This window comes from Pseudoalteromonas sp. NJ631, assembly GCF_000276645.1.
GTDB classification, from domain to species: Bacteria; Pseudomonadota; Gammaproteobacteria; order Enterobacterales; family Alteromonadaceae; genus Pseudoalteromonas; species Pseudoalteromonas piscicida.
The window spans coordinates 53,809-76,370 of sequence record NZ_AKXJ01000008.1 but is presented as its reverse complement, the minus strand read 5'-3'; the positions used below and the strand labels follow the sequence as shown (position 1 = coordinate 76,370).

Genomic DNA, 22,562 nt, shown 5'->3' with positions numbered 1-22,562 from the left:
GGACTAGATAGAGTGATGTTTAATGTAAAATTAATTTGAAAAAAATGTATTCATCATGTTTAATTGCGTTCGCTCAAAGGCAAGGCGAGCAAGGTAACCGAAATGGTAAGGAAAGGCTCTTAGAGTAATGGATGAATAATGTTGCAACGAATAACAAAACCGACAATGTGGCCGTTATTTTTTACACTGGGTGTGTACGCTACGTTGATCTGGGTACAAGGCTTTTATCAGGCGCTTGGCCAAATTATCAGTGAATCCCATATTGCGCTTACCATGGCGTTGGGATCGTTTGTGGCAGGTGGAACGGCATTAGGTGGTGGCGCTGTTGCATTTCCTGTGATGACTAAATTATTAGACATAGATCCTGCTACTGCCAAGGTATTTTCTCTGGCGATACAAAGCTTTGGTATGACCGCGGCGACCATTACCATTTTCTGTCGCCGAATTCCGGTATATAAAAATGTTATTTTAATGGCGTTGCCAATGGCTGCGCTTGGTGTAACGCTCAGCCTATTATATATCGCACCTCTAGCACCTAGGCTCCTCGTTAAGTCTATTTTTAGTTTTTTGTTGCTCTGCTTTGCACTAACACTGATTTTAAGGTGGTGGCGTAAGGCACATCATCAACCTAGCAGTGAGTTTATCCAACCTAAAATGCTACGCTTTATGGTCGTAGCATTAATTGGAGGTATAGCAAGTGGATTGGTAGGGTCGGGTGCAGATATCGCACTCTTTGCCTTGTTGGTGATTGCTTATAATGCAGATGTGAAAAAGGCGACTGCAACCTCTGTCGTGGTGATGACGTTTACCTCATTGATTGGAAGTAGCATCAATGCGTGGCACCTCAATACGATCACCAGTGAAATAAATGGCTATTTGCTAGCGGCAATACCGATTGTGGTCGTTGGTGCCCCCTTAGGCGCTTATGTTTGTTCAAAAGTAAAAGTAGGGCATTTGGTCAGTTTTCTTTTAGTCTTGATTGGGCTTGAAGTGAGCTTTACCTGTTATGAGTTATATCCGACGCTGCTAGGATTGTTTTAATCTAATGCGGTTTACAAAATTGGGTAAGCCGCGCAGCGAGGAAATAACGAAGTTAGATTACGCTCGCTAAATAAAAATATCCATCCGTTACACTTTATTATCATCTTTGCGTGTATTGCAAAAAATATTACAAATTTAAAATGTAAATGATAGTTGTTATCATTACTGTTGTTTTGCTAAACTTCGCTCCCTCTCTGATAAATTATTTTCTGAAATAGGTATTCGTGGCTATTTCAAAAAGATCCAATTGCGTAGTTTGGAGTTAAAAAATGCAATACTCTCGCTCTTCTGTTCTTTCCGCCTCATGTGTTGCGGTTAAGCTAGCTTTACTAGGTACAAGCACAACGGCTTTTGCTTCTGAAGACATAGAAAAAATCAGTGTCTACGGCAAACATAATAAAATTATTTTGCAATCTGGAACTGCAACTAAGTCTAATATGGATCTTATGCAGACCCCCGCAGCGGTTGTTGTTGTTGACAAAGAGCTACTAGATTCGCAAAGCGCAGTGACTTTACAAGAAGCACTACGCAACGTAAGTGGTTTATCTCAGGCAGGTAATAACTACGGAATTGGTGATTCGCTAATGGTTCGTGGCCTAGGCGTAAACTATACCTATGATGGTATGTATGGTGGTGCTGACTTAGGTAACAGCTTTAACCCAACACGCTCCTTAACCAACATCGAAAGTATTGAAGTGTTAAAAGGTCCTGCTACAGGCCTTTATGGTATTGGTGCAGCTGGTGGTGTAGTTAACTTAGTCGAGAAAAAGCCACAATTTGAACAAGCGCTTGCAATTAACGGTAAAGTGGGCGCATGGAATACTTATGGCTTGGGCGTTGATTTTACAGATGCAATTACTGACAAGCTTGCCTACCGTGTTGTTGCAAACCATGAGCGTAGCGACGGCTATCGAGATCTAGAATCTAATAGAGACGAAATCTATGCAAGCCTGCGTTTTGAGCAAAGTAGTGAACATGCTTTACTATTTTCAACAGCTTATATTGATGACTCACAACAAGTAGATTCAATTGGCGACCCTGTACGCATTATTAACTGGGATAGCATTGCTGGACAGCCAGGGCAGGTTACAGCTGAACGCTTGCCAAATGACCCACAATATGATGTCGAGAAAGGTAAATGGTTAGGTGTACAACTGAATGATGAGCAGCGCGCGCAGCTTGCTGAGTCAATCCGCATTGGCGATGGCCTAAAGCCTTTCAATCTTGGCGATGGGAATCTTATTTCTCCTTTATCCCGTCCTAATGAAGGTGAAGAGTTACGGATAAAGCTTCGTCACGATTGGTACTTAAATCGCAACTCAAAGCTAACCCAGCAGGTATTATGGCGTAGCTATGATTCTGATTTTGTTCGCCAAACAGGTGCTTACAATTATGTGTATTGGGAGCGCAATGGTGTGATCAATGCAAACCCAAGAGCTCCGCTTGTGATTGATGATGTGCTATATCCTTATGCGGCTCGCCGTCAAGAGTATCGCCGTCAAGTTGCCAGCGAAAAAACGTGGCAGTACTTTGCTGATTTACAGTTAACTTGGGATATGGGTTCTTTGAGCGGTGAGCACCTAGTTAGCGTTAACTATGAAAATCGTGATATGCGCTTAAAAAGTTGGTCTGCATATGATGCAGATGGTAAAGGCTCAATTCCATATATCTTAGATATTCGCGAGCCAAACTGGCCGACAGGCGAATTTGAGGATTATAACCCATCGCTACGCAGTAACTACGATAAAACACTTACGGCGTATGGCATTAGTGCACAAGAAGTGGTGTATATCACTGATGCACTAACTGCTCGTGCTGGCCTTGCATATACTAGCGTTGAACAAAAATATCAGCATTTGGGCACTGAGCGTTCACCTGAAGAGAGTGAAGAGCTGGACACGGATGATGCTGGTATGACGTATAATATTGGTTTGAATTATCAAGTGACCTCTCAGCTTTCTGCTTTTGTAAATATGGCAAAAGGTCGTACTGCATACAGTGTACTGGGTAGCCTAGAAAATGAAGCTGATGCGAACCGTAAAAACAGACCTGACTCGGAATCTGAAACGTTAGATATTGGTGTGCGTTTTACTGCGTTTGACGAAGATTTATTGGGGTCATTAGTGTGGTTTGAAACTAAACGCACAAACCTAATGTATAACAACCCTGAGTATAACGAGCAGCCTGGTGAAGACTACAATGTGAGTGTTCCACGCTATTTCTTCGATGATGAAGACGAGTCAAAAGGTGTAGAACTTGACTTAAATTTAGCATTGAACGACCAAATTAGTGTGAATATGAACGCAACCTATCAAGATGCTGTTGAGATCCGTTCGAATGAGCGCTCAGGTCAAATGAAAGGCGTGCCGAAAAAGTTTGCCAGCACGTGGGTTAAATATACTCAACCCGTGGATTGGTTTGAGGGGGCGTTAGAGTACAGTCTTGGCATTAACTATGAGAGTGAACGAACAATTAACTCTGTTTCTTTCGGTCTGCCTACGGCAACCATTGATGGTTATACTCGCTGGGATGCTGCGATTAAGTTCGATGCTGAACAGTTCGATATTCAGCTCAACCTTGAAAACCTAACTGATGAGCGCTATTACAGCAAAGCATTGTTTTTAGGCGGTACGCCTGGCAACGAGCGTAATGCTAAGTTGAGCTTTAACTATAGGTTCTAATTGGTTCACAAAGAAAAAGGAGGGAAGTCCCTCCTTTTTCTTTCTAAGCAGTCGATGCTTAGTCACGTTTAGATCAGTTAACCCCTGAACAGGATAAAAAATCAGTTATTTAATGTAACAAGTGATACGAGTGAGAAGCTCGTGTGGTGGTGTATCTCTGACATCATTTAAGTACTCTTCGATAACAGGCACATCGGCAGGTTCAAACTCACTGTTAGGTAACCATTGTCCAAACAGATACTCGTAAGGCGTTTCAAGAGAAGCATAGTCACCTTGGTAAAGTAGGCTAGCTGTTTTGCCCGATGGAATGGCGAATTCACAAAGCTCATCAGGGAGGGATGCCGTTGTCTTTGGCACCAAAATTGTTGCCATTGATTTCAGTTTGCTTTCCTCTACGGTTTTTGGGTCGTCAAAATACACTCCAAAGAAACGCGTATCTTCACCTAATAAGCCTTGTTGTTGCGCCAGTACGTTTAACTTCTCAAATGCTTGACCGATTTGCATGTAATCGCCACGGTGCTCAAGTCCGATTAACATCATTTGCTCATTACTGCCTATTTCTACATTAAACATATTCGAATCCTCATCTACCTTAATGATATAAAATTCGGCCGCACAGCCTTTTGCCTTGGCCTGTTCATGTTGGCGAAATAGGCTAGGTGGTTGCTTATATCGTTGAGAAAATGCTCGGCTAAACGCTTCTATACTTGCGTAGCCGGTTTGCTCAGCCACCTTTGCAATGGAGTCTTGGGTGCGAATTAACATACCTGCGGCAACATGTAGTCGCATTCTTCTCACGGTTGCATTGATGGTTTCCCCTGCGATTGAGCGATAAACACGGTGAAAGTGATAAGTCGACATATGGCATTGATCAGCAAGCGTGATCACATCAAGTTCGCGATTAATATTGTTATAGATGTAATCAATAACAGTATTTAAGCGAGTAGTGTAATGGCTCAGGGTCGTTGCTTTTCTAGTCATCGTTCACTTCGTTGTTGGTTTATGCGGCCAATTACAACTCCATAACTTACGTCAGAGCTGATATGGCTTATCATGGCAGAATTCGATTTGATAATGTTTGCTGATTTGTACTTTACGCAACTTATTGGTTTTCCGTAAGTGCTTTTTCCACAGCTTTTAAAATAGATGATTTGGTAGACGGTTTGGTGATGTACCCAGTGAGCCCCAAAGACGCCCACTTTCTGATTATATCTTTGTTTTTATTGCTAGTTAGCGCAATGATAGGAAGTTTTTTACAATGTGGAATATTGCGAATATTTTTGGTTGTATTGTAGCCATCAAGCTCTGGCATAAATAAATCCATAAATACCATGGTGAATTTATGCTTTCTCAATGTTTTTATAGCACCTAACCCACTGGTTTCACAATCTACTTTATACCCCTCATCACGTAGGATCTTGGCTATCATTTCTCGATAAATTTCGTTGTCTTCTACCACCATTATTTTTACTTCTTCCTGCTTGGTTTCAAGCGCTTTTGGCTCGCTGACATCAACCTCACCGGTATCACCTACTGGCAATACATTTTGCGCTAATTGCGCGCACTTAGAGTTGTCTTTTTCGCTCAGCAATGCAGTAAGCTCAGCGATAGAGAATTGTTTGTCTTTTAATCGCTTCGTTAATTCATGAACACTCTCAGCAAGCTGATGTTCTAATTCATCCAACAGTGGTGATAAATGTTTTTGTTTTAATTCATTTAGCAAGTCATCTTGAACTTTATTAATCCCTTTTTCATTGTCGAGATTACGCCTTACCGTTTGTAGCGTCTCATCCGCTTTTTGGTGATACAAGGCTGCATCATCAATCAATTGCTTTAGCTTGTCATCTATGCGACCAAAATGTTCCTCTCTGATTTTGGCAACTTCAGATGTACCTTCTGTGCGTACCAGGGCATTATGTAGGATCATACGAAATCGGTAGTTCTCATACATAGGTTTGTAGACAAAGTAATCGGTAAAAATACCTTTCATACAACACCGAAAGGCCACGCCTGATTCTTTATTTTCACACAGCAAAATATTCTCATGAGCATAGTTAAGTAGGCCGTGCTTAGCGAGCAAGCTATAGATTTCGACACTTTTTGCTACCGTTTTTCGAGCAATAACGATGACATCTGGTGGAGACTCAGTTAGCACTTCTGCTACTTCTTTATGACTAGTGAGAGTACGGTATTCATTGACTTGCGAAGCGACAATATCGACAACGCCAGTCATTTCAGCTGGATCGTCGCAAATAATAATCACTTTTGGATGTCGTTGTGCGTGTTCAACGTCTTTTTTATGCATAGATTCCCTCTGATTATGAGAGTACAACACAGCCCATTAATTATTTACTAGAATGAGACTTTTGCAATGCGGATTCTGAGACAGTTTGCAAAAACTCCGATGGCGTACAAGGTGGGTAGTAATAGTAGCCTTGAACTGATTCTACTTCGTAGCTCTGTACAACGACGAGGTCCTCAACCTCTTCAACACCCTCAGCGACGACTTCTAGTCCAAGCTGGTGAGCCATCTCACAGGTGCTCGCGATAATGACGCGTTTGTTGGGTTGCGTTGAACAGCCATCTACGAAACATCTATCGATTTTGAGTTCATCAAACGGCAATTCGTTAAGTTGCTTAATCGAAGAATATCCAGTACCAAAGTCGTCAATAGACAGCTTAAAGCCTTTAAGTTTTAAACGCAGCAACACATCAAGCGCGCGCTTGATATTTTCCAATAAGTGACTTTCAGTTAATTCTAAAGTGATTTGAGAGGTGGGTGTGCAATACTCTTCGCAAATGGACTCGAGTTTTTCCGGGAGTTTTATGTCTTCTAGCTCTTTTACGCTCAAATTAATACTGAACTGAAGCGCTTTGAGAATATCTCGATTATAGCTAAGCAAGGACAAGGTTTGTTTTAACAAACTATATGATAGTAAATGAATAAGATTATGTTCTTCCATTGTCGCGATAAACTGTGAAGGTGGCACTGTGCCATCGGTATTATGATGCCACCTTGCAAGTACTTCTGCGCCAATAATTGCACCGGATGGGCTTGCGACTTTTGGTTGGAAATAAGCACAAAACTCTTCTCGCAATAACCCCTCATAGATCTCATCTTTACTATAGTTTTGTAGTGCGTGTTGGGACTTAGTGGATGTATTTTGAGACTGGAGCTGACTGTAAAGTTCTTTTAGTTTGGTTGCAGAGAGTGGCTTTTCTAAACTAGATATAATGGTGAGGCCATGAAGCTCAGCCAGTGCTGCAGTATTTTTGATGAATAGACCCTTTTCGCCACTTAGTAATGCGATAGGTGCTTGGATGCTTAGTTCGGCAAATTTTCGCAATATCTCTACACCATCCATTTGCGGCATGTTGATATCAAGCAAAATAAGGGAAGCTTGATGGAGCTCATGGCTTTCTAATGCAGACAGGCCGCTGTTAAATCCTTTAAAGGTGCATGGTGTCTGGTTAGAAATCAACAATTGCAATTGCGTAAGAATAAGCTCGCTATCATCAATCGCAATTATAAGGTGCTTTTCATTTATCATACATACTAGACCTGAATTTTTAGCACGTGTTACGTGAGATCTTCTACATTAAGTATAGAAGCGATTTCAGCTTGTGCATTATCAAAAAGCATCAAACATTGATTCAATAAATTTTCAATTTTTATGTGCTTACCATCACTTGCTGCGTGCTCAAGTTCTTCCATTTTTTCAGAGAGTTGTATTGCGCCGACTGCTTTTGCTGAGGTTTTCCCTTGATGTGCAATATTCTTGACACTTTCAGGATGTTCTAGGTCTACCCCTTGTAACAGCTTTTTCGTGTCATCAACAAAGCTTTTCAAGAAAATGCTCTGTAACTCTTTATCTGTGCCTACATATTCACTGAGTATCGCTAAGTCGATATGTCTGGTTGGGGTATCTAACTCCTCCATCAATGAGGGAGAATTCTCAGTTAGTTGGCTCTTTGTTGATGTATTGGTTGCAAACCATTTTTTTAGCTTTTTGTTCAACTTTTGCAAGACAATGGGCTTGGCAATGTAATCGTCCATCCCAGCGTTAAAGCAAATATCTTGTTCACCGTCTAACGCATTAGCTGTAGCTGCAATGATAGGAATGTGTTCTAGGTTACGCTCGCGTTCATGCTCGCGGCGCTGTCTTGTGAATTCATAGCCATCCATCACGGGCATATGGCAGTCTGAAATAATAAGCGAAAAGTGATATTGTTCGAGTAGCTGCAAGGCAACTTTACCATTGTCGGCAATAATGCATTGATAGCCTAACAGTGCTAACTGTCTTTTGAATAAATCCTGGTTATAAACATTGTCCTCAACGACTAAGATAAGCTTGTTAAGTGCTTGGGCATCACTAATTGAGGGCAGCGTTTTAGATTTAGTCTCGCTGTCGTCGCTTGTTGATTCACTGTCAATTAACCCTTCTAACGTCGCAATGTGTGAAACAACTTTATAAGCGTAATAAGGATATAGTGCGAGGTTAGAGACGTTAATATTGTTCGCATGCGGAAGCTTATCTTGATTGTTGTCTAGTAAAATATACTTGCACTCGCTTTCCGCGATGAAAACTTCTTTTCCTTCTGTAGTAAGCTGTTGGAAGGCTTCAGCAGTAATAACGAGATAATCAAATTGTTGGCTATCAATAAGCTGCGCGTTAAAAAGTTCCCTTGGGAATATTTCACATTGGGCTTCATAGATGCGTAGTTGATTTTGGAGGTCCTTTTCAAATTTGTCCTCGTCGCCCACTACGGCAATTTTTAATCTGTCTAACGTTAAGCCAATTTCACTGGTTTGTTTTGGTACTTCACAGTATGGCAGGGTGACAATAAAGTTGCTGCCGAATCCCTCTAAGCTCCTACAGTCAATTTCCCCCTCCATCATGGCAACAAGCTTGTGGGTAATGGAAAGGCCCAGCCCGGTACCGCCATATTGACGTTGGATACTGCTATCTGCTTGAACAAATGGTTTAAAAAGGTTATTCACTTGTTCTTCGGACATACCTTTACCATTGTCTTTCACGCTAATTTCCATATAACCATCATCGGAAGAGCGCCCAATAGCCACTTCTACAAAGCCTGCGGCAGTTGCGGTAGTTTTGGTGAATTTTAATGCGTTACCTATTAAGTTTAATAAAATTTGGCGCAGTCTAACGGGGTCCCCTTGTTGCCAGTTCGGTAACTGGGGCGAAAGATAAAAGGCAAGCTTAAGCTTCTTAGAGTCCGCTTGATATGCAAGTAGCTCTGCGAGTTCTTTAATGATTTCTTGCCAGCTAAATGGTGTAGATTCAAGTTGCATTTTCCCAGCTTCAATTTTTGAGAAATCTAATATGTCGTTAATTATTCGAAGTAACACCAACGCTGAGCTTTTTGCGACTTTGGTAAGGTGAGACTGTTCATGATCAAGGTTAGATTGAGCGAGAATATCGAGCATACCTACCACGCCATTCATTGGCGTTCTTATCTCATGACTCATTGTCGCGAGAAAACGAGATTTTGCTTCACTTGCTTGCTCTGCTTTTATGCGAGCTTGTTCAAGCTCTGCAGAAAAGTTGATGCTCTTGGTGATATCGTTCTGATAGATGAGAGTGTATATCCCAGAATCTGTGGTGATGTTTTTTACTAAGACATTGAACCAATATTGAGTATCTTCGCTGATATATTGGCATGTCGTTAGCGCTTGATACTGCTCTTTGTCTTTTGACTTTTCCAACATTGACAACAATTCACTATTATCCTTCATTGGAAGTTGGGTAATAAAGGCAACAACATCAGAACCTTTGTTGAGAGAGCTTCCCATGAATTGGTATTCGTCGTGATCGGTTCTTTTAACATGTTCATTGAACTGATTCAACATGGCGATATGCTGGTCTTCATCAAGTAGCAAGATAAATGCAGGAAATGAGTCTATGGCTTCTTGAAGCAGTTTTTCTGTAGATTTTTGAACCCGTAATAAATATTGAGCGGATGACCTCTCCACTTCGGCTTCGTGCATTTTCTCTAAGGCTTCTTTTCTGGCGGCAACGAGTTCTTTTTGTATTCGTTGTTGACGATTAGATTCAGTGACTTGAGTAGTTATATCTTTTACGACACCGACAATAAACTGTGTGTTCTCGCTAGAATAATATTTTAAGTTTAATATGACGCTAAAATAACGGTGACTGCTATTTTCTTTAATCGTCAGCTGGAATTCTCGAGATTGTGTTAGGTTTAATGCTCGCAGGTTCGAATACAAGGTTTGTCTGTTATCCGCATCGAGTGATTTAATGATTGGCTTTAGATTATGGTGCTCAAGTTCAGGAGATAAGTTAAATAAAGCTCTAAACCCTTCAGAGGTATGACCATAAAATTGGCCAGCCGATATTTCAAAACTGCCGATAGCGGCAAGCTTTTCAGATGAGTTCAATAAGGTTTGACGCTTTTGAATCGCGTCTTTTGCAGCTTGCCTGTCTAATTTGGCTTTTTGTTGGGCGCGATAGCTAATTGCTAAACCAAATAAGCAAAATGCAACTAATGACAACACCTGCCAGATAAACTTAATTTCTATAGTGTAGAAGAGATCTTGATTAAATGCGTCACGTGAATACGCATAAGTACCTACTTGAAGCTCCTGATCCCAGATTTTTGCACTTAGAAAATCGGCTTGATCAATATTATTAGTAAGCAGTAATTGGCTTAGTGGAGTGTGCGTGCCGCTAATTTTAATCGCTTCTACTTCCTGCTCAGTGTAGTAACCCGATGCGTTTTCTAGACGAGTATCAAGGCTGAGTTCTAGACTGCCAAGTAACACATCCAGTTGCGCTTCGTACCAATATAGTGTTTTCGTCAGCCCCTTATCGGACAGCCCAAGACCCGTCATAATCAATATACGATGACCATCATTACCCTTTATAATTTGTGTAACTATTCCTCCACGGTGCAAGCTTTCTTGATATTGAGAATAAAATGACGTGATCTGGCTTTTGTCTACATACTGAGTATTATTTAGATTATTAACGGCTAGTGTCTGTAACTGAGAAGGTATAACGAGACTTGCATCGGTGCTAATACTCGCATATCTAAGTTTTTCGATATGTGGCTTGTACCATAGCGTTTTAAGGTGGTTTATACGCTCCAATGATTGGTTATTTAGCTGCCTAAGTGTTTGCACTTCTGTGAGATATAATAGCTGCTTCTGACTTGCAAAATGTTCCACAAATAACACAGCAAGTACTGACGAAAATATCACGATGAGCTGTGCAGTTTGTGTTCTAAGCGGTGCCGTTTTATATATTTTTAATTCGGTAAACGCTCTAATCAATAGACAAATTAAAATGAGATAAAGAAGTGCAATCGTTAGTGAGATAATGAGTGAGGTTTGAGCTCGCTCTTGTGACTTTTGCATGGATGCAGAAGCTGACTCTTTCATATATTCAAGTAGATTCAGACTGCCACTAGCGAGCAGGTTCAAATAGGCAGTACTGTTATCCCACCACACATAGTGCGGTAGGTTGGCTTCAACTCCACGGCTAAAGCGATTTAGGGCTGAGGTTACATAGTCATATTCTCTAGACGTCGTAGCGGCATTATATAGCTGTACGGTATTTCGATTATCTTTGAGACTGTCCATCAGTGTGGCATGGGTGGCGTAGTATTGTAACGCGCTTCTCATTGCGCTTAATTTAGTGGCCTCTTCATCTGCCGTTAGGTACCGGCTGATCTTAGCTCTGAGTCTGCCCCCTAACTCTATCGCTCTGATAAGTGCATGAATATTCTGGTACTGTGTTTTGTCCTCATTGCTACCAAAATTATGGATGAAGGACTGCTCAGTTTGTATGGTTCGGACTGTATCGATTAAGTGATTTATCAAAATTGTGTAGCGAAGAAATAGTTGTTCGTGGTCGACACCGGCTTGCCGATTGAGTTTTCTCAGTGTTTGTATATCGTCTTTTATGGTCAACTGAAACTGATCGAAGTTATTAATACTCGTAAGTTTTTCAGCAGTGAGTTTTATTATTTTTTCGTCCGTCTCCTGATAATACGCAAGTAGCCGTGCGTCATGTTCTCTTTCGGGCTTAAACCCCGTGGACATGCCGCGTTCACGTTGCAGACTAAAGATCACTTCAATCGCTTTATCTAGGGCGGAAAGGTTATTGTAATATAGAGTCAGGCTCTGGTTAACCACACGATTTTTATTAAACTCATTAATCTCGAGGTAAAAGCCACTCAAGCAGACTAGGGAAAAAAGGGTTAGGGCGATTATTTTAAGATACTTGCTCACATTTGCCACCTGCGTTATCTCACAAAACAAACTATAGTAGAAATATAAACACTGTCTAATTAAGTAGATTATGAAAATCCCTGAGTTACCTGAAAACGAACATGCCAGATTACATGCGCTTAGGGAGCTTGCGATACTAGATACAAAACCAACACTTGAATTGGATCGAATTACTCAATTTACTGCCCATGTCTTTGATGCTCCAATTGCATTGGTAAGTCTTGTTGACAAGGACAGGCAATGGTTCAAATCTCGCTTTGGACTGGATGCTGAGCAAACGTCTCGCGACGTTTCATTTTGCGGCCATGCAATATTAGAAGACACGGTATTTGTAGTTTCTGATACGCTCGAAGATCCTCGCTTTATGGATAACCCTTTGGTGTTAAATGCCCCACATATTCGATTTTATGCTGGTGCGCCTATCATATTGTCCAGCGGCTTTCGCATTGGAACCGTGTGTGTTATCGACTTAGAGCCCCGAGAGTTGAGTGAAGCTGACTGTGAAATACTAAGGCAAATTGCAAACGACGTTGTGACTCAACTGGAGAAAATCTAATTGTACTTTTGCGCAAGTAAAAACGATAAAGGCTAAAATTTTCCATAAAGTCGGCCGTTATAGTCGCAAATATTAGTGCATTTAGCTCGTGGAAACGTTACAATTGAGACTGTATATCATTGCCATTTAGGGCAATGTTTAAACGATAACTAACCTGAGGTTTGGATAAGGAATGAGGTAACTCATTGCTTCTAAAGTAACATTAAATTACTTCTTTATCTAGCCAGAGAGTTTTGGTGATAACTAGGCGAATTTGCGCACTAATAGCTGGCTATTGGAAGTGAATTCAACGCAGTTAGCGCTAAAACTGGCTGCTAGAAAGGCATTAATTATCCTAAGCTCAGGTTAACTACGTATATTTCTAGATCTATTTCTGTATTTTTGAATCACGGCTTTTTCCTACACGGTATAAAAGATAAGGTGAGGTGCATTTAGTCAAATGGCTCCATCTTATGTTGTGGTTGTACGTAGCATCTTATATTTAATTAGGTACACGACTCATTTCATGACAGATATCACTACGCATCAAGCTTCTCGCCGGAGACTACTGATTGCGCTCGCAATCACTTGCTCTTTTATGATCATTCAAGTTATTGGTGCTTATTACGCTAATTCTCTCGCAGTATTGGCTGATGCTGGACACTTGTTTGTTCACAATAGTTCCTTGTTTATCGCGTTGATAGCGTCAAGTGTGGCAGTCTATCTTGCTAAAACATATAACGATGGTTACAAGCGGGCTGAATATACTGGCGGGCTTATCAATGGCATCCTCTACCTTTCAATTGCGGTAATTATTTTACTCGAAGGGAGTGAGCGGTTGTCTCATCATGCGGGCGGTCATGACCTAGAGGTGAACAGCTATTTAATGTCTATGATTGCTGCAATTGGGTTTTTGTTTCACGGCGCTTCCGCTTGGGTGTTGTACAAAGGCCGTAAAGACAGTATTAACGTCTATGCTGTTTTCTTGCACTCATTTTTTGATTTACTTTCCACCATATCGACATTTATCGCAGGTGTGATCATACACCTCACAGGCTGGGAGGTGGTTGATATTCTCTCGAGCATGCTGATTTCTGTCTTTGTATTGTTTACGGGTATTAAGGTGATAATTGCTTGTCTTAAAGGGCTTGCTACACCTCCAGAAGTTTTGCCTACGGTTCAAGAAGTTGAGAGAACGATTGTGTCTACCGAGCATGTTGAAAGCGCCCATAATATTACGGTTAGCAAAATTGATGGGGCGGTTGTCGTTGGTGCACATGTAGTATTAAAGCATCACTGCACTATAGAATCTCATGATTCAGCGTGTCGCGTGGAAGTGGAAGAAGCGTTGAAGAAGTCCTTTAATGTACTGAGTAGTGTGCTACAAATAGAGAGCCATGACTGCCCTCATCATTAGGAACAATAGACCCTAATGTGTGATATATTTTTTAGTTATTTGTTGCACTAGCTTGGCAGGTTTCAAAATATTTTTTATTGTTATACATAGGCAGTATCACAAACCGGTGGTGTAACATTTGAATCAAAAGCAAGCGCTCATCATAACTTTAGTCTTAGGTGTACTAGGCGGGCTGGCCAATCTGTTGCCAATTTGGTTTTTGGATAGCTCTGAGTTTCTTTTTGGCCAGCTGTTTGTACTATTTATCCTGCTACTATGCGGATGGCGCTATGCCATTGTTGCTGTGATTATTGGTGCTGGCTTCATTTGGTATCGATGGGAGCATGCTTGGCCCTCTGTGGTTTTTTTCTTTGAAGTGTTGTGGCTTCACTTTGTTTGTGTCCGTTTCGCCAAGCCATTTTTTGTTCGGGGTATCGTTTATTGGATTTTGCTGGGTTTACCTGCATTATTTATTTTTGGCTACTTTGCCCTCGAACTGCCGTTACTCGTTATATTCACTGCTCTGGCTAAATACCTAATCAATGCTGGTATTTGCCTCGCTGTGGTTGATTTGCTGAGCTTTTTCTTTACTCGCAGCAAGTGGCAAGGGATGCCGCTCAATCAAATTCTAAATTCTACCGTCAACCTTGTTATCGTTTTGGTTGTATTGATGACAACCGTTGTATTGACAAACAATTACTATAAAAGAATTGAAGCTGAGATAAAAACACAGCTTGAAGAAGCCTCAGATTCAATTGTCGCTCAAATTGATGACTACCTTGATGCATATCGTCGCGCGATGGTGATATCCGCAACAGATGTATCCTTAGGGATTGATGCCGACTATGTTATCGAGCGTTTGCTAAAAACTCATGCAAATTTTAGAACCGCGATTGTCGCGGACAAAGATGCTAATGTTACTCACCTTTATCCGCAGCATTTTGCTGATACGATGAAGGGAACAAATGCCAATGTATCTGATAGAGATTATTTTATTAAAGCACCTGAATACCCCGAAGGATTTGTGTCAGGCATATTTCAAGGACGAGGTTTTGATGAAGCACCTATCGTAGCAATTTCAGCACCAATCTTTATCACCGAAGAGTTTAAAGGGATTGTGGAAGGGTCTTTAATATTTGGCTCGTTTGAACGCTTTATTCCAAAAATCCTTGCTGAAGATGCTAACTTGATTGTGTTGGATAAACACAAACGGGTCGTTTATAGCTCGTTAAAGACCGAATTTAAAACCCTGGATATGCCAAGTGACGTGGTGTTGCAGGCCTTATTTGATAAAGAATCCTCAACTTTTGAAGACTCTACCGAGCAAATCTTGTTTAAACAGGCTGCGGTATCTAAACAATATGAATGGTCAGTTATCACTATGCTCGACCGTAAATATCTTAACTTAGTTGCTGCTGAAGCTTGGTCAGATGCATTAGGACTTGCGCTTGCGATTATTGTATTGAGCTCTATTTTTGTCCGTCAACTCACGCGATTGTTGGTGCGTCCAATCGTGGCGCTCAGTCATGATATTCGTGCTTACGAACCTTCAACTTTAATCGAAAATTCGGCCAATGCAGATAGCAGCTTTTTAGAAATAATTGAGTTGCAGCAGCAGTTCAATCAGTTGGCGTTTAAGCTAACACTGAGTTTTACAAAGCAAAACCAAGCCAGCCTAGAAAACGAAAGACTTAACCGCAAGCTTACCGACTTCAATCGTGAGTTAGAGCAGCAAGTTGCTGAGAAAACGGAAGAGTTAACCAAAGCCGTTGAAGCCGCAAATGCCGCCAACCATTCCAAGAGCCGATTCCTCGCCAATATGAGCCATGAAATTAGAACGCCGTTAAATGGAATTATCGGTATGTCGGATAGCTTGATCAGAGAGCAAAGCCTTAGCAATGAGATGGCAGACCAAATAACAATTATACGGCAATCGGCAAAGAATCTAATGCTTATCCTCAATGATATTTTGGATTATTCTAAAATTGAGGCGGGGGCTTTAAAAATAGAACGTCGAGTTGTGAACTTGCAAGAAATGCTCGACAGTTTGGTCAGCATTTTTAAAATTTCCAATGTCAGATATGGCGTTGAGTTTAGGTACGAAAAGGGTAGTGAACTGCCTACATACCTTGAGTTAGATGAACTACGCGTATCACAAGTGGTAAATAATTTACTCAGCAATGCTGGAAAGTTTACCAATAAAGGCCAGATCACATTCTCCGTCCGTTATGACAGTGGGATATTAAAGTTTACCGTTGCTGATACTGGGATCGGCATTTCAAAAGCGCAACAGGAAACGTTATTTCATGAGTTTACACAGGCTGATCTTTCAACCACAAGAAAGTTTGGTGGTACCGGACTTGGCTTAGCCATTTCTAAAAAACTAGTTGAAGCGATGCATGGTGAGATAAGGATTCACAGTGAGCTTGGGCTTGGTAGTCAATTCTATGTAGATATTCCGGCCTCAAAAGGGCAGGGGGTCAAGAGAGAGCAACAAGAAGTTGGGGCACCTGATTTCAACGGCCTTGATATTCTATTGGTAGAGGACAATAAAATTAACCAAGTGGTTGTTGGTAAGTTGCTCGAGAAAACCCATTGCTTGTTAGACAAAGTGGACGACGGAGTCGAAGCCTTAGTAGCGATGAAGGCGAAGAACTATGCCTTGGTTTTAATGGATTGCCAGATGCCGAATATGGATGGTTTTGCTTGTACCAAAGCAATCAGAAACGAGCCAAATATTTATGGCAATCCACATATTATTGCGATAACAGCCAACGCCTACGAGGAAGATAAACAAAAATGTATCCAGGCGGGCATGGATGATTTTATTGCAAAACCCATTGATATTAATGAACTCTATCAAAAACTTAGTGAGTGGCAGCGCTCAGAACTACCTGATAGTGAAACGCTAGATAAGGGCTAACCCGCAGTCACTACATTAAAGCATTAAGTCCGATATCAAGCTCTTGAGCGTTCATGCTGTTCGTAAAATGCCAGTAAATCGTCAATCGCCATAGGCTTTGCGAAGTGATAGCCTTGCATATATTCACAGCCTACGTCTCTTAGGTAATTAAGCTGAGATTCTGTCTCGACACCTTCTGCAATACACTTCATGTTTAAGCTTTGTGCCAGTAAATAAATGGTTCTAATGATAGACTTATTCGCGGGTTTTGCGCTCATGTTACGAACGAACCCTTGATCAATTTTTATAATATCAAGAGGGAACTCATTCAGGTACGTAAGTGACGAAAAGCCGGTGCCGAAGTCGTCGAGTAGCAATACAAAGTCAGCCCGTTTCATTTCGTTTATAGTTGCCCGAGCCTTAACCATATCAGACATAAAAATTGACTCGGTGATTTCGAGTCTTAAACACCGATTAGTGAGACCATGCGCTTTTAAAATCTCAGTGAATTGGTGTGCAATGTCTGAGCGTAAAATATGAACTGCGCTTAAATTAAGAGATAAATAAAAGTCGGGTTCTTGTGTAAATAATGGACGTAATTCTATTAAGGCTCTAATAAGCGCTTGCTCAGTCAAGGTTTCAATTAAACCGCTTTCTTCTGCTATTGGAATAAAATCGCATGGAGGAATTAGCATGTCATTATTGCGCCAGCGCATAAGTAACTCGACGCCGGCAAGCTGACCTGTAGTGGTATTGATGATAGGCTGGTAGTGATTGAAAAACTCACCGTCTTTAACTGCCGTTTTCATTGCGGTTTCTAACCGAAGCTTTTTACTGATCTCTTCATTCATTGACTCAGTAAAGAACTTGAATGCATTTCTTCCCGACTGCTTTGCATGGATCATGGCGATATCAGCGTTACGGATCAAAGATTCTGAGTCCGGTGCATCGAATGGATAAACTGCAACACCAATACTGGCAGATACACTCATGGTGATCCCATCAATTTCGATACGTTCGGGTATGTGCTTCACTAAGCGGGTAACTACTTCACTCACATATTCGATGCTAGGGAAGGACTTAATTAGCACGAGAAACTCATCGCCGCTCTGTCTTGCTAAGATACAGTTATTGTTAATTTGCTCTTTGATCCGCTTAGTTATCGCGACCAGTAATTTATCGCCGATATGGTGTCCGTAGGCATCATTGATTGGTTTAAATTTATCTAAATCTATAAAGAGTAGGGCGCAGCTTTGCTGTGTATTGTTTGCGTTAAACAGTGCAAATTCAATATGCTGTAGCATCAAGCTGCGATTTGGTAGCTCAGTCAAAGCGTCGAAATTGGCGAGATATCTAAGTTCATTCTCGGCTTTTTTCTGCTCTGTCAGATCGGTAACAACGACCACGAAGTATTGGAGGTTCACATTGTCCTTGGAAACCGCGCTAATACTAAGTTGAACCGGGTGCACTTTATCCCAGCCGTCTGTAACTTGAACTTCCTGTCTTAGATATTGATTCGGTCCAAGAGATTTTAAATTTGCAATTAAACCGTGGAACTTCTTTTGCCCGATAGCATTAACAAAGCGCTCAGTCGTTAAGTCGTTTAACGCTTCGTTTTCCTGCAGTTGAAACGCTCTGCAGAAGCTACTATTGACTGAAATGGGTTGTAAATTAGGGTCTAAAATCAAAATCCAATCGTTCACTTGGCTGAAGGCCTCGCCCAGCATATTTGCGCGCATCTGGTTCGCTTTTTGCGTGGTTACATTGGTATAAATGCCGTGCAGTTCAGTGGCTTTACCTTGTGAATCAAATTCTGCGACTTGGCCAAAGTCGTGAAACCAATGCCAATTATTGTCTGTGCAGCGCAGTCGATAAGATAGAGAGAGCTGCTCTTTAGTTGGGTTAGAAATAAATTTCTTCCAAGCACGTTCGACGAGTTCTCTATCATCTGGGTGAATGGCGTTATAGTGCTCTTGCAGCGTCATCGTATCGCTCTCAAAGCCAAGCGCTTCGGCCCGTTGTTGTGTGATCTGGCGTGCAGCGAGATCCGCCGACCAAACACCGCTTTTGGTTGATTTCAACGCCAGTTTTGTCTGTCTTCCTGCATGAGTTACGGCTCTAAGTGCCGTTTCAAGCTGACGTTGTTTTTGTTTGTGCTTAATAACGATGAGCAATATCAGCGCGAATGCACTTAGACTGTATAAGCTTAATGCAAAAGGCGAGCGCCAAGGAGAGTGGGCAACATTAAAGCGCAAGTTGAGTGCGTTGCTCAGGTCTTTACTGTCAAGTGAACGCGGTGCAATGATTAACTGATAATCACCAGGGAGTAATTGATTTAGAAAAACTTTATTTCGTTTTAAGCTTGAAAACGTCAGTGCACTTGGGCCATGTAAAGAAGCTTGGTATTGAATGTGATGATCGGCATTGAAGTCAAAGTCAGAAAACTGTAGCTCTATGCCCATGTCGTCAAACTTAAAATCAAGTGCTTGCAAAATTGCGTTAGGGGCTAAGTAGGTTTGATCTCTGCTTAAGATATCCATTTGGGTGATCAGAAGTGGGCGGCGCTTAACGGCACTATCTGAAAACTGTTCCGGATCGAAAGTGATAGAGCCGTTTACTGTGCCGAACATCAGCTTACCAGATTCAAGTGCTGCTGCAGCGCCGCCGTTAAACTCGAGCGTCGGCAGACCTTGATTCGTTCCGAAGGTTTCCAAGACTTTATTTATTGGGTCAAATCTAAACATGCCGCGTTGACTGCTGGCCCAAATCATTCCATTTCTATCCAACAGGAGGTTGTAGATAGCATTACTCATCAAACCTTGTTCAGTCGTTAGCTTGTATTCTTCGGCGTAAGTATCTTTATTGATCCCGACAAGACCTTCGGTTGAGGTTGCCAACCATAGCGTTCCAGCTCTATCTACTACCCAACTATTAACGGCTGAGACCAAGTGTTTATCCGATTTGTTGTAAATCGTTGTTAGGGTATCTGTTGACTCATTATATTTGACCAAACTGATATCCGTACTTATCCAATATTCATCATCGGTCGCATCCAAAGGCGGTAGGACCAAAAAGCTTTGTGCCGCTGCGAGCTGTTTTGATAATCCCTCTAATGCGCGTACCGTATTGGTAGCTGCATCATATTCGTAAAATCCATTGCTATTGATAAATGGAAACTTACTTTCTGAATACTTAGCGATACCCCAACTATATGGCTCAAGTTTGTCACCACTTTCAAGTGTAATTGGGCTTAGCTGTTTGGTGTCGATGTTAAATAGCGCGGTCTCTTGAGTTGTTTGGATTAGAAAGGTATTTTCGTCGAAATGTGAAGAATTAAAAATAGAAAATACGGCATCCGCTCCGTATAGTGCTTTTTCATCTCTATTTTGCAGGTAGCTAGATTTCAATTGCCGGGTGATTAAATCAAACTCGTTAATGCCGTTATCTGTACCAAGGAGCACCGTATTTTGGCTGGTAGGATGAATTGACCAGATATTGTTATTGGCAAATCTGTCTTGAGTACTGATGAATGTGGTAAAACGTAGCGAGCTGGAAGGCCATAAATATGCGCCATCATTATATGTACCCATCCATAGGTTGTTGTTTCTATCTGCGTAAAGCTTAGTGATACTGGGATTAGTGAGGCGATATTGTCCCTCGGTTAAGGATAGAACTTTTGAGCTGGTTTTTTTTCTTCTATCAATAAGAAACAGTCCATGCTCCGTAGCAATAAACTCGCCATAGGGAGTGATTTGGTGTCCCCAAATATTTTTCTCAGGAACAAGCTCATAGCTTTTTGAAGCAACCAGTGTTTGGTTACTGACTGGAATGACATATAAACCTTCTACAGTACCAACAAGCAGTCCCAACGATGGGTCGCGTTTGAGTAATTTAACATCATGACTGAATTCTGATTTTGAATCAGTGTAATTTATTTGCTCTACATTTCCGGTTGCAAGAGAATAAGTGAACAGGCCTTCTGTTGTACCAATAATCACAAAGTTACCAATAACGTTTATGGCGCGAATGTAACTACTTGGTTTGAAGTGAGTGAGTAATTCAGATTTTAACGTATTGCTGTCTAATGTGTAGAGGTCGCTTTCAATGGAGAAAATGATATTTTCTCGATGACCAATAGCTGTGGCGATGGGTTTTAGAACTGCGTTACTGTCTTGGCGTTTACCGTCGTAGATTTGTTGAATTGTATAGTCATCAACATTCAGTAAAAACGCGCCGCTGGCACCTGTAGAGATCAAAAGCTCATCATTCGATATATTGAATAACCCAACTATTTCTTGTTCATCAAGACCCTTAGAAGCGGCAATATTAATGAGCTGATTGCCATCATAACGGTTTAGCCCTTGCAGAGTACCTATCCAAATGAAACCATGTTTGTCTTGTGTTATAGCAGTGATTGCAGACTGGCTTAACCCTTCCTCCACAGAGAAACGAGAAGTATATTGGCCGAAGTTATGGGCGTGGCTAGGCGCGACTATGCAACACAAAGAAAATAATATAAAAAAACACAATAGCGCTTGCTTCATTAAAAGACCTTTCTCTATCCAATCTTATTTAGTCCTTTAACAACATGTTACCAAATCAAACTAAGCTGATCCGCGCTAATAAAACTGTTAGCGGTGACGCGCAGTCTAGCGGAAATACTAGATTGAAATCAACTTAAACCTTGGTTTTTATGCAATATATTTAACAATTTATACATGTTTAAGGTTTGTCATTTGTAGCAAATAAAACAATCTATTTGGATGCAAGAGCACCCTCACTCTTATGTGTAAAGTAACGCTTATCAAGTTAATTTAAGCGTAGCAGTTTTATTGGATTTTTCTTAATTTTATAGAAATAAACGTCGGCTTGAGTACGACGTTTTACGAAGCGTGAATAACTAAGTCTTTATAGCAGCTTACAAAGGAAAATAATTCGCATTTATAGCTAAGATATTTGTTGATAATTGTTATCGTTTAGATTAGACTTGTTTGCAGTTAATGAGTTTGAGATTGGTTTTCATTTATGTACGTATGCATTTGTCATGGTGTTACAGATAAAAAGATTGCAGAGACTATAGACAATGGTGCTCGTTCAATGCGTGATCTTAGCCAGACATTATCTGTTGGTAAACAGTGCGGAAAGTGCTGTAACTGTGCGAAGAAAATTTTAAATGAAAAGCTGATTGCTATTGTTGATGTCACTGATCAGGTTGCGTAACAATACATTATCACGCAACCTCAATTAAATACTTATAGTTGAGACTGTAAGTAGTTTTCTATTCCCATCACCTTAATTAGGTGCTGCTGAGTTTCAAGCCAGTCAATTTGCTCTTCTTGCTCATTTTGAATTTTGTCTAGCGCTTCACGGCTAATGTAATCTTGCTTTTCTTCACACAACTTAATTGCTGCTTGCAGGTCAACCAAAGACGCTTGCTCAAATGCCATATTGCAATCAATCATCTCAGCGCTGTTTTCACCAATCTTTAAACGACCTAAATCTTGTAAATTAGGTAGGCCTTCTAAGAACAAAATTCGCTCGATAAGGCGGTCAGCGTTTTTCATTTTTTGGATTGAAACTTTATAATCCGCTTTATCTAACTGGCTAAAACCGAAGTCTTTAAACATACGTGCGTGCAAAAAGTACTGATTGATTCCCACTAACTCATTGGCCAATACTTTATTAAGCGCTACGATTACTTCTCTATCACCTTTCATTTGTAGAGTCCTTAA

12 protein-coding genes are annotated in these 22,562 nt (G+C 41.0%); 6 read left to right on the top strand and 6 right to left on the bottom strand.

What is annotated here, in order from left to right:
- Positions 1–138: 138 nt before the first annotated feature.
- Together A587_RS0114580 and A587_RS0114575 are read left to right on the top strand one after the other, a co-directional pair.
- Positions 139–1,041: a sulfite exporter TauE/SafE family protein gene (locus A587_RS0114580; protein ID WP_010375269.1), complete on the top strand. Its 903-nt coding sequence runs from the start codon at positions 139–141 to the stop codon at positions 1,039–1,041.
- A 269-nt stretch (positions 1,042–1,310) separates the two neighbouring features.
- The gene (locus tag A587_RS0114575) at positions 1,311–3,722 is read left to right on the top strand and encodes a TonB-dependent receptor (protein WP_017218173.1); all 2,412 of its coding nucleotides are present in this window, start codon (positions 1,311–1,313) and stop codon (positions 3,720–3,722) included.
- Between the two features lie 105 nt (positions 3,723–3,827).
- Here the strand turns inward: A587_RS0114575 and A587_RS0114570 are convergent, their stop codons facing one another.
- The 4 genes from A587_RS0114570 to A587_RS0114555 form a co-directional block, all read right to left on the bottom strand.
- Positions 3,828–4,703 carry an AraC family transcriptional regulator gene (locus A587_RS0114570; protein WP_017218172.1) on the bottom strand — a complete coding sequence of 292 codons (876 nt, stop codon included), beginning with the start codon at positions 4,701–4,703 and terminating at the stop codon, positions 3,828–3,830.
- Between the two features lie 121 nt (positions 4,704–4,824).
- A complete protein-coding gene (locus A587_RS0114565) occupies positions 4,825–6,027 on the bottom strand; it encodes a response regulator (RefSeq protein WP_017218171.1) in 1,203 nt (400 codons plus the stop codon).
- Between the two features lie 40 nt (positions 6,028–6,067).
- Positions 6,068–7,273: an EAL domain-containing response regulator gene (locus A587_RS0114560; RefSeq protein ID WP_017218170.1), complete on the bottom strand. Its 1,206-nt coding sequence runs from the start codon at positions 7,271–7,273 to the stop codon at positions 6,068–6,070.
- Between the two features lie 29 nt (positions 7,274–7,302).
- Complete coding sequence (locus tag A587_RS0114555) at positions 7,303–11,997, bottom strand: ATP-binding protein (protein ID WP_017218169.1); 4,695 nt, start codon at positions 11,995–11,997, stop codon at positions 7,303–7,305.
- Between the two features lie 70 nt (positions 11,998–12,067).
- On the opposite strand from A587_RS0114555, the gene A587_RS24095 reads away from it, so the two are divergent.
- The 3 genes from A587_RS24095 to A587_RS0114540 all read left to right on the top strand — a co-directional run bounded on the left by A587_RS24095 (position 12,068) and on the right by A587_RS0114540 (position 16,851).
- Entirely contained in the window at positions 12,068–12,553 is a 486-nt protein-coding gene (locus tag A587_RS24095; protein WP_010375249.1) for a GAF domain-containing protein, read from the top strand.
- 505 nt (positions 12,554–13,058) lie between these two features.
- Positions 13,059–13,949: a cation diffusion facilitator family transporter gene (locus A587_RS0114545; RefSeq protein WP_010375246.1), complete on the top strand. Its 891-nt coding sequence runs from the start codon at positions 13,059–13,061 to the stop codon at positions 13,947–13,949.
- A 118-nt stretch (positions 13,950–14,067) separates the two neighbouring features.
- Positions 14,068–16,851 (top strand): hybrid sensor histidine kinase/response regulator, encoded by a 2,784-nt coding sequence (locus A587_RS0114540; protein ID WP_017218168.1) that lies wholly within the window; start codon positions 14,068–14,070, stop codon positions 16,849–16,851.
- Between the two features lie 35 nt (positions 16,852–16,886).
- On the opposite strand, the gene A587_RS0114535 is transcribed toward A587_RS0114540, so the two are convergent.
- Entirely contained in the window at positions 16,887–21,374 is a 4,488-nt protein-coding gene (locus tag A587_RS0114535; protein ID WP_017218167.1) for an EAL domain-containing protein, read from the bottom strand.
- A 481-nt stretch (positions 21,375–21,855) separates the two neighbouring features.
- On the opposite strand from A587_RS0114535, the gene A587_RS0114530 reads away from it, so the two are divergent.
- The gene (locus A587_RS0114530; protein WP_010375238.1) at positions 21,856–22,050 is read left to right on the top strand and encodes a (2Fe-2S)-binding protein; all 195 of its coding nucleotides are present in this window, start codon (positions 21,856–21,858) and stop codon (positions 22,048–22,050) included.
- A gap of 32 nt (positions 22,051–22,082) precedes the next feature.
- Here A587_RS0114530 and bfr read toward each other — a convergent pair whose 3' ends face one another.
- Complete coding sequence (gene bfr / locus A587_RS0114525; protein ID WP_010375235.1) at positions 22,083–22,547, bottom strand: bacterioferritin; 465 nt, start codon at positions 22,545–22,547, stop codon at positions 22,083–22,085.
- Positions 22,548–22,562: the final 15 nt, after the last annotated feature.